This window comes from Georgenia satyanarayanai, from assembly GCF_009193135.1.
GTDB lineage: Bacteria > Actinomycetota > Actinomycetes > Actinomycetales > Actinomycetaceae > Oceanitalea > Oceanitalea satyanarayanai.
Genome location: NZ_VUKC01000002.1, coordinates 268,170 through 281,129 on the forward strand (window position 1 = coordinate 268,170; position 12,960 = coordinate 281,129).

Below are 12,960 nucleotides of genomic sequence, written 5' to 3' on the forward strand. Positions count from 1 at the left end.
ACCGGGGTTCGGAGCCGGTCGCTCGGCGGATGGGTCGGCACACCAGCAGGCGTCTCCGCGGGCCGCACCGGATGATGGCGGCCATGACCGCTCTGCTGTGGCTGCGTCGGGACCTGCGCCTGCACGACCTGCCCGCCCTGCTCGCCGCCCACGAGGCGGGTGGGGAGGTGCTGCCTGTGTTCGTCGCGGACCCGGTGCTGCTCGCGTCGGCGGGGGCGGTGCGCCGGGCCCACCTCGCCGCCGCCCTGGCCGAGCTCGACGAGTCCTACGACGGTGCGGTCGTCGTCCGCGTCGGACGGCCGGAGGAGGAGATCCCCCGGCTCGTGCGCGAGGTCGGTGCCGGCAGCGTCCACGTCAGCCGGGAGACGACCCCCTACGGCCGCAACCGCGACGAGCGGGTCGGCCGCACCCTGGACGAGGTGCCGCTCGTCGCGACCGGCACGCCCTACGCCGTCGGGCCGGGGCTCGTGCGCAAGGCCGACGGCGGTCCCTTCCAGGTCTTCACCCCGTTCTCCCGCGCCTGGCGCGAGCACGGCTGGCCACGGCCCGCACCGCTGCCCGACGGCCTGCGCTGGCACCGCGGCGTCGAGTCCTCCCCCGTCCCCTGGGACGAGGAGGCGGACGTGCGCTGCGGCGAGGCGACGGCGCTGGCGCGGTGGGCGGACTTCCTCGAGAACGACCTGGCCGACTACGGCCGGGACCGTGACCGTCCCGACCTCGATGCGACGTCGCAGCTGTCCGTCCACCTCAAGTACGGCACCATCCACCCGCGCACCATGCTCGCCGACATCGCCGCCCACCCCGCCGGCCGGGGCGAGGGGGCCCGGCGCTTCGTCACCGAGCTGTGCTGGCGCGAGTTCTACGCCGACGTCCTGTGGCACCGCCCGGAGTCCGCCTGGGCGGACCTGCGGGAGGACCTGCGCGGCATGGAGTACGCCGACCCGGACGGCGACGCGTCCGACCACGTGCACGCGTGGCAGGAGGGGCGCACGGGGTACCCCTTCGTCGACGCCGGCATGCGCCAGCTCCTCACCGAGGGCTGGATGCACAACCGGGTGCGGATGGTCGTCGCGAGCTTCCTCGTCAAGGACCTGCACGTGTGGTGGGGCCACGGGGCCCGGTACTTCCTCGAGCACCTGCGGGACGGCGACGTCGCGTCCAACAACCACGGCTGGCAGTGGGTGGCCGGGACCGGCACGGACCCCGCTCCCTACTTCCGCGTCTTCAATCCCATCACCCAGGGGGAGCGCTTCGACCCCGACGGCGCGTACGTGCGCCGCTACGTGCCCGAGCTGGCCCACGTGCCCGGCCGCGCGGTGCACCAGCCGTGGACGGTGCCGGACGGGCTCTCGAACGGCTACCCCGAGCGCATCGTCGACCACGCCGCCGAGCGGCTCGAGGCGCTGCGCCGCTACGAGGCCGCCAAGGCGAGCAACGGCCCCGGGGGGTGACCGGCTGGCGGAGCCCGTAGCGTTGCCCCGACGCCGACACCGCCCCGCGAGGGGCAGAGGAAAGGACCCCCGTGACGATGCGCAGCGTGCCCCTGGGACCCACCGACACCCGTGTCCCCAACATCGTCGCCGGGATGATGCGCATCCGCGACAAGTCCGACGACGAGATCCGCGACCTCTACCGGGCCGCCCGCGACGCCGGTGTCACCTTCTTCGACCACGCCGACATCTACGGCGGGCAGATGCACGCCTGCGAGGAGCGCTTCGGCTCGGCGCTCGCCCTGAGGCCGGCGGAGCGGGAGGAGGTCGTCCTCCAGACGAAGGCCGGCATCGTGCCCGCGGAGGGGTCCTACGACTCCTCCCACGCGCACATCGTCTCCTCGGTGGAGGGCTCGCTGCGGGCGCTGCGCACCGACTACGTCGACGTCCTGCTCATCCACCGCCCCGACGCGCTCGTCGAGCCGGAGGAGGTGGCGCGGGCCTTCGACGAGCTCGCGCAGTCGGGCAAGGTGCGCGCCTTCGGGGTGTCCAACCACACGCCCCGCCAGATCGACCTCCTGCGGACCGCAGTGCGCCAGCCGATCGTCGCCAACCAGCTCCAGCTGTCCCTCTCGCACTCGTCGATCGTCACCCAGGGCCTCGCCGCGAACATGGCGGCGGAGGACGCCGTCGTCCGCGACGGCGGTGGCGTCCTCGACTACTGCCGCCTCCACGGGATCACCGTCCAGGCGTGGTCGCCGTTCCAGAGGAGCGACGGCAACGGCGTCCTCCTCGGGGCGGAGGACCTCCCGGACCTCACCGCCGAGCTGGACCGGCTCGCGGCGCGCCACGACGTCACGCCCACGGCGATCGCGACGGCGTGGATCACCCGGCACCCGGCCGGTATGCAGGTGGTCCTGGGGACGACGACGCCGGAGCGCGTCACCGCGGCCGCGGCCGGCTCGGACATCCCGCTCACGCGCGCCGAGTGGTACGGCCTGGTCCGCGCGGCGGGGCACGCCGTCCCCTGACCGACGCGCCACTCCCCGGGCGCTCACCGACCACGATCCCTATCCGCGCGTCGTGACCGGGGATATACTCGGGCGCTGCCTCTAGCGCAGCCGGCACGCCACTCCTTCGCGCGCTGCACCGTGAAAGGACCCGCCGGACGTGTCATCCCCCAGTCAGGGTCGTGGCGTGCGCCGTGGCTTTGTCCCCCTCCTAGCTCTGCTTCTCGCCGTCGTGGATCTCGCCGTCCCTGCCTCCGCCCTCGGTCGTACCGCTGACGACGTGGAAGCCGAGCTGAGCCAGGCGGTCTACGAACGCCTCGGCGCCGTGCGCGCCGAGAACTACAGCCCTCGTCTCGACCGGCTGGCGGAGCTCGACGCCGTCGCGCGGGGGTGGTCGCTCAGTCACGCCGCCGACGACGGCATCGGAACGAGCCCCGTCGCCCCACCGCCGTGGCCCGAGGAGCTGTGCTGGGGATCGTGGTGGATCTTCTCCGCCAGCGGCTCCAGCATCGACGAGGCATTCCAGAGCTGGCTCGACGACCCGTTCGACCGACGCCGGCTCCTCGACCTGGGCTACAAGCAGGTCGGTGTCGGTGTCGTCTCCACGGACTCCGGCCGCGTCTACGTCAATCTCGCCTTCGGGTACTGCCAGGAGACGAGCGACGAGCCCGTCGCGCCGATCTTCGAGGACAACGAGGGCAGCGAGAACGACTTCATCACGATCCCGGACGTGCGGGGTGTGCGCTACCGAACGCCCGGGGACCGGTGGTCCGCCGGGCGCTACCCAGCGGAGTACTTCTTCCTGCCCGGCGGCCGCGTCGTCATCCAGGCGGTCGGCTCGGACGACAGCTTCACGCTTCCGGGCGGCGAGCCGTTCGTCGAGTGGGAGCTCGACTTCGAGACAGACCTCGCCACCCCCGCCGACCCGGTGTTCCGCTTCGACGGGAACATCGAGATTCCCGAGGCGCCGGGCGTGAGGTACTTCCTCAACGATGTCGCGGTGTCCGCAGGCATCCACGAGATCGAGGGGTGCGAGGGCCTGGCGATGATCACCGTCGAGGCCACCGAGGGGTACACCCTCAGGCGGCGTCGGCCCAGCGTTCCCCCCACCTGGTACTGGGGCCGCTGGCTGACGAAGGAGTCGTGCTACCCCCCGGACGTCCCTGCGCCTCTCCCCGACCCGGCTCCGACACCCGGCCCGTCCCCCACCCCCACGCCCGCGCCTCCCTCCGCGGGGCATGCCATCCCTCACGACGACGGCTCGAGCACCGCGACCATCGACGACGGCGGCACCGGCGGCACCGGTCGGACGTACCACCTCAGCGACGGCAACCCGTCCGTCCCGGCGCGGGTCCTCCAGTACGGCAACGACGGAGGCCGCGTCTACGTCGGGGACTGGGACGGCGATGGCACCGACACCCTCGCCTACCGCATCGGGGCCACCTTCTACGTCACCAACACCAACGTCTCCGGTGGCGCCCACCGCGCCCTCACGTACGGCAAGCCCGGTGACAGGGTGCTCGTCGGGGACTGGGACGGAGACGGCAGGGACACCTTCGCGGTTCGGCGCGGAAAGGTCTACCACGTGCGCAACAGCCTCGGAGGCGGTGCGGCCGACCTCGTCGTCGCGTACGGCCGCGCCGCTGACGACGTCCTCGTCGGCGACTGGGACGGGGACCGGCGCGACACCCTCGCGGTACGCCGCGGGCGCGTGTACCACGTGAAGAACAGCATCTCGGGAGGCGCAGCGGACACGGTCCTCGCGTACGGCCGCGCCTCCGACGACGTGTACGTCGGCGACTGGGACGGCGACCGGCGCGACACCTTCGCCGTGCGCCGCGGGAACACCTACTACGTCACCAACACCACCCGGGGCGGGGCCGCCGACCGGGTGCTCACCTATGGTCGCACGACCGACACCGCCCTCGTCGGTGACTGGAACGGCGACTCGCGCGACTCGCTGGGGATCCGGCGCACCGTCCCCTGATTACAAGGACAGCAGCTGCCTGTCAGTGCGCCATGTCGTGGAAGCGCGAGTAGTGGCCCTGGAAGGCCACAGTGATGGTGTCGGTGGGACCGTTGCGGTGCTTGGCGACGATGATGTCGGCCTCGCCGGGGCGGGTCTCCCTGTCGTAGGCGTCCTCGCGGTGGAGGAGCATGACCATGTCGGCGTCCTGCTCCAGCGAGCCGGACTCCCGGAGGTCGCTCATCATCGGCTTCTTGTCGGTGCGCTGCTCGGGGCCACGGTTGAGCTGGGCGACGGCGATGACCGGCACCTCGAGCTCCTTGGCGAGGAGCTTGAGCGCACGGGAGAACTCCGAGACCTCCTGCTGGCGTGACTCCACCCGCTTGCCGGAGGACATGAGCTGGAGGTAGTCGACGACGATGAGGCGCAGGTCGTGACGCTGCTTGAGGCGCCGCGCCTTGGCGCGGATCTCCATGAGGGACATGTTGGGGCTGTCGTCGATGAACAGCGGCGCCTCGGACACCCGGCTCATCGCCGCGGCGACCTTGGTCCAGTCCTCGTCGCGCATGGTGCCCTTGCGCATGTTCTGCAGCGGCACGCCGGCCTCGGCCGAGAGCAGACGCATCGTCAGCTCGGTGCGGCCCATCTCGAGGGAGAAGATCACCGACGTGAGCCCGTGCTTGATGGAGGCGGAGCGGCACATGTCCAGCGACAGCGTCGACTTACCGATGGCTGGTCGCGCCGCGATGATGATCATCTGCCCGCCGTGCAGGCCGTTGGTGAGCGCGTCGAGGTCGTTAAAGCCGGTGGGGACACCGACCATGCCCTCGCCGCGGTTGGCGGCGTTCTCGATCTCCTCCATCGTGAGGTTGATCGTGTCGCGCAGCGGGACGTAGTCCTCGCTCGTGCGCCGCTCGGTGACGGCGTAGACCTCCGCCTGCGCGGAGTTGACAAGATCGTCGACGTCCCCGCCGTCGGTCGCGTACCCGAGCTGGGCGATGCGGGTGCCGGCCTCGACGAGCCGCCGCAGCACCGCCTGGTCCCGCACGAGCCGGGCGTAGTACCCGGCGTTCGCGGCGGTGGGCACCGAGGCGATGAGCGTGTGGAGGTAGGCCGCCCCGCCCACCCGACCCAGCTCCCCGCGCCGGCCCAGCTCGGCGGCCACGGTGACGGCGTCGGCCGGCTCCCCGCGGCCGTAGAGGTCGATGACGGCGTCGTACACGAGCTCGTGCGCGGGCCGGTAGAAGTCCGGTCCCCGCAGCTCCTCGACGACATCGGCGATGGCGTCCTTGGACAGCAGCATGCCGCCGAGCACACTCTGCTCCGCGGCGAGGTCCTGCGGCGGGGTGCGGTCGTAGAGCTCGCGCCCACCCGTACAGGACTCGAGAACCCGCTCGTCCAGATCAGTCATCGTCTTCCTCCTGCTCCTGGTCTACCGCGGACCTCCGACATTCCCCGGTCCGCGTTCGACCCGACGGGCCGGCGGCGCACCCGGGGGCGCGCCACGCGCGCGATGACCTGCTGGGTCACCGTACGGTGCTCCCGGCGCACGGAGCCATCCACGGGTGTGGACAAACCTGGGGACACATGGTGGATAGGGGTGGTCCCTCCGTGCACAGGCCGTGGACAATCATGTGGATAACACCCATGCAACTTCCGTCGAGCCCCGGAATCTCGCGGGTCGACTCGTGCACACAGTGTGGAAGGAAATTGGTCGGCACATTGGTGGACAACGCGGCGCGGACTGGGGACAGTGGGCGATCCCTCGACCGGCAGATCCTCTCCCTGGCCGTCCCGGCCCTCGGGGCACTCGTCGCCGAACCGCTCTTCGTCCTCATCGACTCCGTCATGGTCGGCCGCCTCGGCACCGGCGAGCTCGCGGGCCTGTCCCTGTCCTCCACGCTCCTCGTCTCCACCGTCGGCGTCTTCGTCTTCCTCGCCTACGCGACGACGGCGGCAACGGCCCGGCGCATCGGCGCGGGTGACCGTGCGGGCGCCGTCGGTGCCGGCGTCGACGGCATGTGGCTCGCCTTCGGCCTCGGCGCCCTCACCGCGGTGCTCCTCGGTGTCGGTGCGCCCTGGGTCGTCGGCGCCCTCGGCGCCGGGGACACCGTCGCGCCGCACGCCGTCGCCTACCTGCGCTGGTCGGCCGGTGGTCTGCCCGGCATGTTCGTCGTCCTGGCCGCCACGGGCACGCTGCGCGGCCTGCTCGACACGCGGACCCCGCTCGTCGTCGCGACGGTCGGGGCCGCCCTCAACGTCGCGCTCAACGCCACGTTCATCTACGGGCTCGACATGGGCGTGGCCGGCTCCGGGCTCGGCACCGCGGTCGCCCAGACGCTCATGGGCCTCGTCCTCGCCGTCGTCGTCCTGCGTGGCGCCCGCGGCCTGTCGGTCTCCCTCCGACCGCGCCCGGCCGGGATCTGGTCCAACGCCCGCGCCGGCACGCCGCTGCTCGTGCGTACGGTGAGCCTGCGCGTGGCCATCCTCCTCACGGTCGTCACCGCCACCGCCCTCGGGGCCGTCCCGCTCGCGGCCCACCAGGTCGTCAACTCGCTGTGGGGGCTGGCGGCCTTCGCCATGGACGCCCTCGCCATCGCCGCCCAGGCGATGGTCGGTCAGGGGCTCGGCGCGGGGAACACCGCCCGGGTCCGGGCGGTGCTGCGCCGCACGCTCCAGTGGGGGGTCGGAGCGGGCGCCGTCATCGGCGTCGCTGTCGCCGCCGGAGGGTGGTGGATCACCACCCTCTTCACCACCGACCCCGAGGTCCGGTCGGCCGCCGCGCTCGCGCTCGTCGTCACCGGCCTGCTCATGCCGATGGCGGGCTGGGTGTTCGTGCTCGACGGCGTGCTCATCGGGGCGGGTGACGGCACCTTCCTCGCGTGGGCCGGCGTCCTCACGCTCGTCGTCTACGTCCCGCTGCTCGCCGCGGTGTGGACGTGGGCCCCGCACGACGGCGTGGGCCTGGCCTGGCTGTGGGCCGCCTTCGCGGGGGGCTTCATGGCCGCCCGCGCGGTCACCACCGGCCTGCGCGCCCGCGGCGAGCGGTGGATGGTCCTCGGCGCCTGACCCGAGCCGGGTTTCCCTCCGTGTGGACCTTTCGACCTCCACGGCCGAGAAGTCCACACACAAGCACGAGGCGCCGGCCGGTGGTCTCCCACCGGCCGGCGCCTCGTCCAGCTAGGGCCTGGTCAGGCCTCGACGACCTGGACCGTGAGGTTGGCCTGGACGTCGGCGTGCAGGCGGACCTGCACGCGGTGCTCGCCGAGCGACTTGATCGGGTTGGTGACCTCGATCTTGCGCTTGTCGATGGACGGGCCGCCGGCGGCCTTGACCGCGTCGGCGATCTCGCCGGTGGTCACGGAGCCGAAGAGACGGCCGCCGGAGCCGGCGCGCACGGCGACGACGACCGACTTGGACTGCAGCGAGTCGCGAGCCGCGCGGGCGTCCTCGACCGTGGCGATCTCGCGGGCCTTGCGGGCCTTGCGGATCTGGTCGATCTGCTTCTGCGCGCCCTTGGTCCAGGCGGTCGCCAGGCCACGGGGCACGAGGTAGTTGCGGGCGTAGCCGTCCTTGACCTCGACGACGTCGCCTGCCTCGCCGAGGCCGGAGACCTCGTGGGTGAGAATGAGCTTGGCCATTGTGTGTCTCCCTTAGGTCAGCGAGCGGAGCTCGCGTAGGGCAGCAGGGCCATCTCGCGGGCGTTCTTGACTGCCTTGGCGATGGCGCGCTGCTCCTGGACGGACACACCGGTCACGCGACGCGCGCGGATCTTCCCGCGGTCGGAGATGAACTTGCGCAGCAGCGCGGTGTCCTTGTAGTCGATGCCCTCGACCTTGGCCGACTTCAGCGGGTTGGCCTTCTTCTTGCCGGGCTTGCGAAGTACGGGCTTCGCCATGATGTGCTCCTTGGGTTCTTCATGCGCAGCTCACGCCGCGCTGTACGTCTGATCAGAAGGGGGGCTCGTCACCGAACGAGCTCGACCCACCCGTGGCCCACGGGTCGTCGGCCTGGCCGCCGGCCGGCTGGCCGAAGCCGCCGCCCTGCTGGCCGCCGCCGAAGCCGCCGCTCTGCTGGCCACCGAAACCGCCACCCTGCTGGCCGCCACCGCCGAAGCCGCCGCCGCCGCCACCGCGCTGCGTGCGCGTGACCTTGGCCGTGGCGTAGCGGAGGGACGGAGCGACCTCGTCGACCTGCATCTCGACGACGGTGCGCTTCTCGCCCTCACGGGTCTCGAAGGACCGCTGGACGAGGCGCCCCTGGACGATGACGCGGTTGCCCTTGGCGAGGGACTCGGCGACGTTCTCCGCCGCCTCCCGCCACACCGAGCAGCGCATGAACAGCGTCTCGCCGTCCTTCCACTCGTTGGACTGCCGGTCGAACGTCCGCGGCGTCGAGGCCACGGTGAAGCTCGCGACGGCCGCACCGGAGGGGGTGAAGCGCAGCTCGGGGTCAGCCGTGAGGTTGCCCACCACGGTGATGACGGTCTCGCCTGCCATGTCGGTCTCCTCTAGGGGTCAGGGGGTGGTCGGGAGGCTCAGTGAGCGTCCGGACGGATGAGCTTGGTGCGCAGGACGGACTCGTTGAGCCCGAGCTGGCGGTCGAGCTCCTGGGCGAGCTCCGGCGTCGTCGTCATGTCGACGACGGCGTAGATGCCCTCGGAACGCTTGTTGATGTCGTAGGCAAGACGACGCTTACCCCAGATGTCGACCTTGTCGACCTGGCCCCCACCGGTCGTGATGACCGAGAGCAGCTTGTCGAGCGACGGGGCGACGGTGCGCTCGTCGACCTCCGGGTCGAGGATGATCATCAGCTCGTACTGGCGCATGCTTATACCCACCTCCTCTGGACTTGGCGGTCACGGACGGTCCGTGACAGGAGGGTGATGCGATTCGCGGCTGCGGACGGGTACGCAGGTACGCACCGGCCGCGGCCAACGCACCACTCTAGCGCACCGTGACACGCCCCCGGAGCGTCATCCACATCACGTCCCGGGCGCACAATGGCGCCCATGACCACCCGCGGCTTCACCTCCGACAACGCCTCCGGCGCCCACCCCGCCGTCCTCGCGGCCCTCGCGGCGGCCGCCGAGGGGCACGCGCCGTCCTACGGCGCCGACCCCGTCACCGCGGAGCTCGACGCCCGCACCCGTGAGGTCTTCGGCCCGGACGCGACGATCATGCCGGTCTTCAACGGGACGGGGGCCAACGTCGTCGCGCTCGGGGCGGTGCTCCAGAAGTGGGACGCCGTCCTCACCTCGGCGCTCGCCCACCTCGCCACCGACGAGTCGACCGCTCCCCAGCTCGTCGCGGGAGCAGCCGTCCGCACCCTGCCCGCGGCGGCGGGGAAGGTCGCCGTCGCCGACGTCGCGGCGGTCCTCGCCGCCGACGACGGCAGCGTCCACCACGCCCGCCCGGCCGCGCTGTCCCTCACCCAGAGCACCGAGCTCGGCACGGTCTACCGGCCCGACGAGCTCACCGACCTCGTCGCGACCGCCCACGGCCACGGCGCAGCCGTCCACGTCGACGGCGCCCGGCTGGCCAACGCGGCCGCCCGGCTGGACACCTCGCTCGCCGCGCTCACCACGGCGGCCGGGGTGGACGTCGTGTCCTTCGGGGCGACCAAGAACGGGGCGCTCTTCGGTGACGCGATCGTCGTCCTGGACCCGGCTCTCGTGGAGCCGGTCGCGCGGCTGCGCAAGGCCTCCACCCAGCTCGCCTCGAAGATGCGCTTCGTCTCCGCCCAGCTCCTCGCCCTGCTCACCGACGAGCTGTGGCGCACGACGGCCCGGCACGCGAACGACGCCGCGGACCACCTCGCCGCGCTCCTGCGCTCCGAGCTCGGCATCGAGCCGATCCACCCGGTGGAGGCCAACGCCGTCTTCGTGCCGGTCCCCCCGGCCGCCGTCGCGGCGGTCACCGCGCAGCTGCCGGTCCTCGCGTGGGACCGCCCGGCGGGCGTGCTGCGGGCGGTGTGCTCCTTCGACACGACCGAGGAGGACGTCCGCACGCTCGTCGGCGGCCTCGCCCGCATCCTCGGCTGACCTCCGAGCCGGGAGACGCCGAGAGCACAGCTCCGGCAGGAGCTGTGCTCTCGGACGTACGGGCCGGCTCAGCCGCCCGGTGGGCGCTGGCCGCCCTCGCCACCCGGACGGCCGGGCACGCTGCCGGTGTCCCCGTCACCGCCCGCGGGTGGGCGGGTGCCGGTGGGTGAGGGCGACGGGGTGGGCTCGGGGGTCGTCGGCTCCGGCTCCGGCTCGGGCTCCTCGGTCGTCGGCTCCGGCTCGGGCTCCGGCTCCTCGGTCGTCGGCTCCTCGGTGGGCTCCTCGGTCGTGGGCTCCTCCGTCGGCTCCTCCGTCGTCGGCTCCGGCTCCGGCGCCGGTGCCGGCGCGGGGGCCGGCGGCGGCGGCACGTAGGTCGGCTCCGGCGGGGCCGGGCGCTCGGGGAACTCCTCGACCGGCTCGTCCTCGAGGGCGGCGGACATGAAGTCGCGCCACATCGTCGTCGGGTACGTCGAGCCGGTGATCGACGCGTACTCCCCGAAGGGCGTGAGAGACTCCTCGGTGCCGTCCTCGCCCACCTGGTACATCGCCACGACGGTGGCCAGCTGCGGGACGTAGCCGGCGAACCACGCCGAGCGCCCGTCGTTCGAGGTGCCCGTCTTGCCGGCCGCGGGCCGGCCGAGGTCGTTCGCCCGCACGCCGGTGCCCTCCTCGACGACGGAGGTCATCGCGTAGGTCGCCTCCGCCATGACGTCCGGCTCGAAGACCTCCGAGCCATTGGAGTGCCCCGCGTAGATGACGTTGCCGTCCGCGTCGGTCACCTCGGCGACGATGTACGGGTTGTGCCGCACTCCCTGCGCGGCGAAGGTCGCGTAGGCACGGGCGACGTCGATCGGGTGCGGCGACGCCGGGCCGAGGACGTTGGACGGGACGGCCTCGAGGCCGGCGGTGTCCTCCGGCAGACCCGCGGCGACGGCGGCCTCCACCGAGCGCTCCGGCCCGATCTCCATGTTGAGCTGTGCGTACGTCGTGTTGACCGACTGCTCGGTGGCCTCGACGAGGTCGATGTAGCCGCGGTTGAAGTCGTCGTAGTTGTTGACCGGACGGTCGAAACCCTCGATCTCCATCGGGGTGTAGCTCGGGTAGGTCTGGCTCAGCGGGATCCCGTCCTCCAGCGCCGCGACGAGCGTGAAGGGCTTGAAGGTCGATCCCGCCTGGGCGACGTCCTGGGTGGCCGCGTTGCGCGGCTGGGACACGAAGTCCGGCCCGCCGTAGAGCGCGACGATCTCACCGGACCCCGGGTCGATCGACACGAGGGCCACCCGGTTGTCCTCCGGGCGGTCCTCCGGCAGTGCGTCGACGACCTCGACCGCCGCCTCCTGGGCCTGCGGGTCGATCGTCGTCGTCACCCGCAGCCCGAGGGTGTCGATCTCCTCGTCGGTGAGCCCGGCCTTCGCCACCAGCTCGCGGCGCGTCATGTCGAGGAGGTAGCCGTTGGGTCCGGCGTAGGTGTCGGAGCGGACGTGCTCGACGGTCTCGGGGAAGGTCTGCTCGTCGGCCTCCTCCTGCGTGATCCAGCCGTCGCGGACCATGAACTCCAGGGTGCGTGCCCACCGCTGCTCGGCACGCTCCGGGTCGACGGCCGGGTCCCACGCGCTCGGCGCCGGGATGACCCCGGCGAGCATGGCGGACTCGGAGAGGGTGAGCTCGGCGGCCGGCTTGTCGAAGTAGGCCTGCGCCGCGGTCTCGATGCCGTAGGCGTTGCGGCCGAAGTAGATGGTGTTGAGGTAGTCGCCGAGGATCTCGTCCTTGGACAGCTCGCGGTCGATCTTCAGCGCGAGGATCGCCTCGCGGAACTTGCCGACGTAGCTCGTCGTCGTGCCGATGTAGTAGCGCTCGACGTACTGCTGGGTCAGCGTCGACCCGCCCTGGGTGGGGTTCCCGCGCAGGTTGTTGACCAGGGCGCGCCCGATGGCGATCGGGTCGATGCCCACGTTCTCGTAGAAGCGCCGGTCCTCGGAGGCGACGACGGCGTGGCCCACGTGGGCGGGCAGCGTGCTCGGGTCGATGATCTCGCGGTTGAACTCCGCGAAGCTGCCCATCTGCGTCTCGTCGTCGGCGAAGTAGACGTGCGTGCCCTGGGCCTGGGCGAAGTCACCCGGCTCGGGGATGTCGGTCGACACGTACGCGGCGGCGAAGACGCCGACGACGACGGCGATCCCGGTCACCACCGTGCCCAGCACCACCCGCCAGCTCGGCAGCCAGCGCCGGATCGGTCCCTTGCCCGAGCGTGGGTAGTCGAATCGCCGCTTGCGACCCTTCGCCGTGCTCCGGCGTCCCGGCTCCTGTGTGGCCGCCACGCGTCTCCTCCTCGGCTGCGATGTGCGGACAGGCCTGCCCGACGACCCCCAAGTATGCGGTACCGACCCTGCCGCACCGCGGGACGGGGCGCCCGTCGGGGGCAGCCTTCACACGATCCGCCCAGCCTCTCCGCAGCACGCGGAGACGACGAGGACGCACCTCCCGTCCGGAGGTGCGTCCTCGTCGCGGCGC

Annotated in this window: 11 protein-coding genes; 5 read left to right on the top strand and 6 right to left on the bottom strand. The window is 72.2% G+C overall.

The genetic code is table 11. The features are described 5' to 3' along the window. Positions 1–83: 83 nt before the first annotated feature. The 3 genes from GD632_RS03855 to GD632_RS03865 all read left to right on the top strand — a co-directional run bounded on the left by GD632_RS03855 (position 84) and on the right by GD632_RS03865 (position 4,427). Positions 84–1,451: a cryptochrome/photolyase family protein gene (locus tag GD632_RS03855; RefSeq protein ID WP_152188908.1), complete on the top strand. Its 1,368-nt coding sequence runs from the start codon at positions 84–86 to the stop codon at positions 1,449–1,451. 77 nt (positions 1,452–1,528) lie between these two features. Then, complete coding sequence (locus GD632_RS03860; RefSeq protein WP_152189327.1) at positions 1,529–2,461, top strand: aldo/keto reductase; 933 nt, start codon at positions 1,529–1,531, stop codon at positions 2,459–2,461. 259 nt (positions 2,462–2,720) lie between these two features. Further along, on the top strand, positions 2,721–4,427 hold the full coding sequence (locus GD632_RS03865) for a CAP domain-containing protein (protein WP_193311327.1): 1,707 nt from the start codon (positions 2,721–2,723) through the stop codon (positions 4,425–4,427). Positions 4,428–4,449: 22 nt separating this feature from the next. On the opposite strand, the gene dnaB is transcribed toward GD632_RS03865, so the two are convergent. Further along, complete coding sequence (gene dnaB / locus GD632_RS03870; protein WP_152188912.1) at positions 4,450–5,817, bottom strand: replicative DNA helicase; 1,368 nt, start codon at positions 5,815–5,817, stop codon at positions 4,450–4,452. A 311-nt stretch (positions 5,818–6,128) separates the two neighbouring features. On the opposite strand from dnaB, the gene GD632_RS03875 reads away from it, so the two are divergent. Beyond that, positions 6,129–7,475, top strand: a complete 1,347-nt coding sequence (locus GD632_RS03875) for an MATE family efflux transporter (RefSeq protein ID WP_226924519.1) — start codon at positions 6,129–6,131, stop codon at positions 7,473–7,475. Between the two features lie 122 nt (positions 7,476–7,597). Here GD632_RS03875 and rplI read toward each other — a convergent pair whose 3' ends face one another. Genes rplI through rpsF form a run of 4 tightly spaced genes read right to left on the bottom strand, consistent with a single transcriptional unit; the run spans position 7,598 to position 9,234 of the window. Further along, a complete protein-coding gene (gene rplI / locus GD632_RS03880) occupies positions 7,598–8,047 on the bottom strand; it encodes a 50S ribosomal protein L9 (protein WP_152188916.1) in 450 nt (149 codons plus the stop codon). Positions 8,048–8,064: 17 nt separating this feature from the next. Further along, positions 8,065–8,304, bottom strand: coding sequence for a 30S ribosomal protein S18 (gene rpsR / locus GD632_RS03885; protein ID WP_110853882.1), 240 nt, complete (start codon positions 8,302–8,304; stop codon positions 8,065–8,067). Between the two features lie 52 nt (positions 8,305–8,356). Then, on the bottom strand, positions 8,357–8,905 hold the full coding sequence (locus tag GD632_RS03890; protein ID WP_152188918.1) for a single-stranded DNA-binding protein: 549 nt from the start codon (positions 8,903–8,905) through the stop codon (positions 8,357–8,359). A 38-nt stretch (positions 8,906–8,943) separates the two neighbouring features. Beyond that, positions 8,944–9,234 carry a 30S ribosomal protein S6 gene (rpsF, locus tag GD632_RS03895; protein WP_152188920.1) on the bottom strand — a complete coding sequence of 97 codons (291 nt, stop codon included), beginning with the start codon at positions 9,232–9,234 and terminating at the stop codon, positions 8,944–8,946. 183 nt (positions 9,235–9,417) lie between these two features. Between rpsF and GD632_RS03900 the strand changes: the two genes are divergently transcribed. Next, a complete protein-coding gene (locus GD632_RS03900; protein ID WP_226924526.1) occupies positions 9,418–10,449 on the top strand; it encodes a threonine aldolase family protein in 1,032 nt (343 codons plus the stop codon). Between the two features lie 68 nt (positions 10,450–10,517). Here GD632_RS03900 and GD632_RS03905 read toward each other — a convergent pair whose 3' ends face one another. Beyond that, positions 10,518–12,767, bottom strand: a complete 2,250-nt coding sequence (locus GD632_RS03905; protein ID WP_152188925.1) for a transglycosylase domain-containing protein — start codon at positions 12,765–12,767, stop codon at positions 10,518–10,520. Positions 12,768–12,960 lie beyond the last annotated feature (193 nt).

Coding starts and splice junctions, on each gene's coding strand:
- GD632_RS03890 (WP_152188918.1), bottom strand. CDS start 8,905: ATGGCAGGCGAGACCGTCATCACCGTGGTGGGCAACCTCACGGCTGAC.
- GD632_RS03855 (WP_152188908.1), top strand. CDS start 84: ATGACCGCTCTGCTGTGGCTGCGTCGGGACCTGCGCCTGCACGACCTG.
- GD632_RS03900 (WP_226924526.1), top strand. CDS start 9,418: ATGACCACCCGCGGCTTCACCTCCGACAACGCCTCCGGCGCCCACCCC.
- GD632_RS03860 (WP_152189327.1), top strand. CDS start 1,529: ATGCGCAGCGTGCCCCTGGGACCCACCGACACCCGTGTCCCCAACATC.
- dnaB (WP_152188912.1), bottom strand. CDS start 5,817: ATGACTGATCTGGACGAGCGGGTTCTCGAGTCCTGTACGGGTGGGCGC.
- rpsR (WP_110853882.1), bottom strand. CDS start 8,304: ATGGCGAAGCCCGTACTTCGCAAGCCCGGCAAGAAGAAGGCCAACCCG.
- rplI (WP_152188916.1), bottom strand. CDS start 8,047: ATGGCCAAGCTCATTCTCACCCACGAGGTCTCCGGCCTCGGCGAGGCA.
- rpsF (WP_152188920.1), bottom strand. CDS start 9,234: ATGCGCCAGTACGAGCTGATGATCATCCTCGACCCGGAGGTCGACGAG.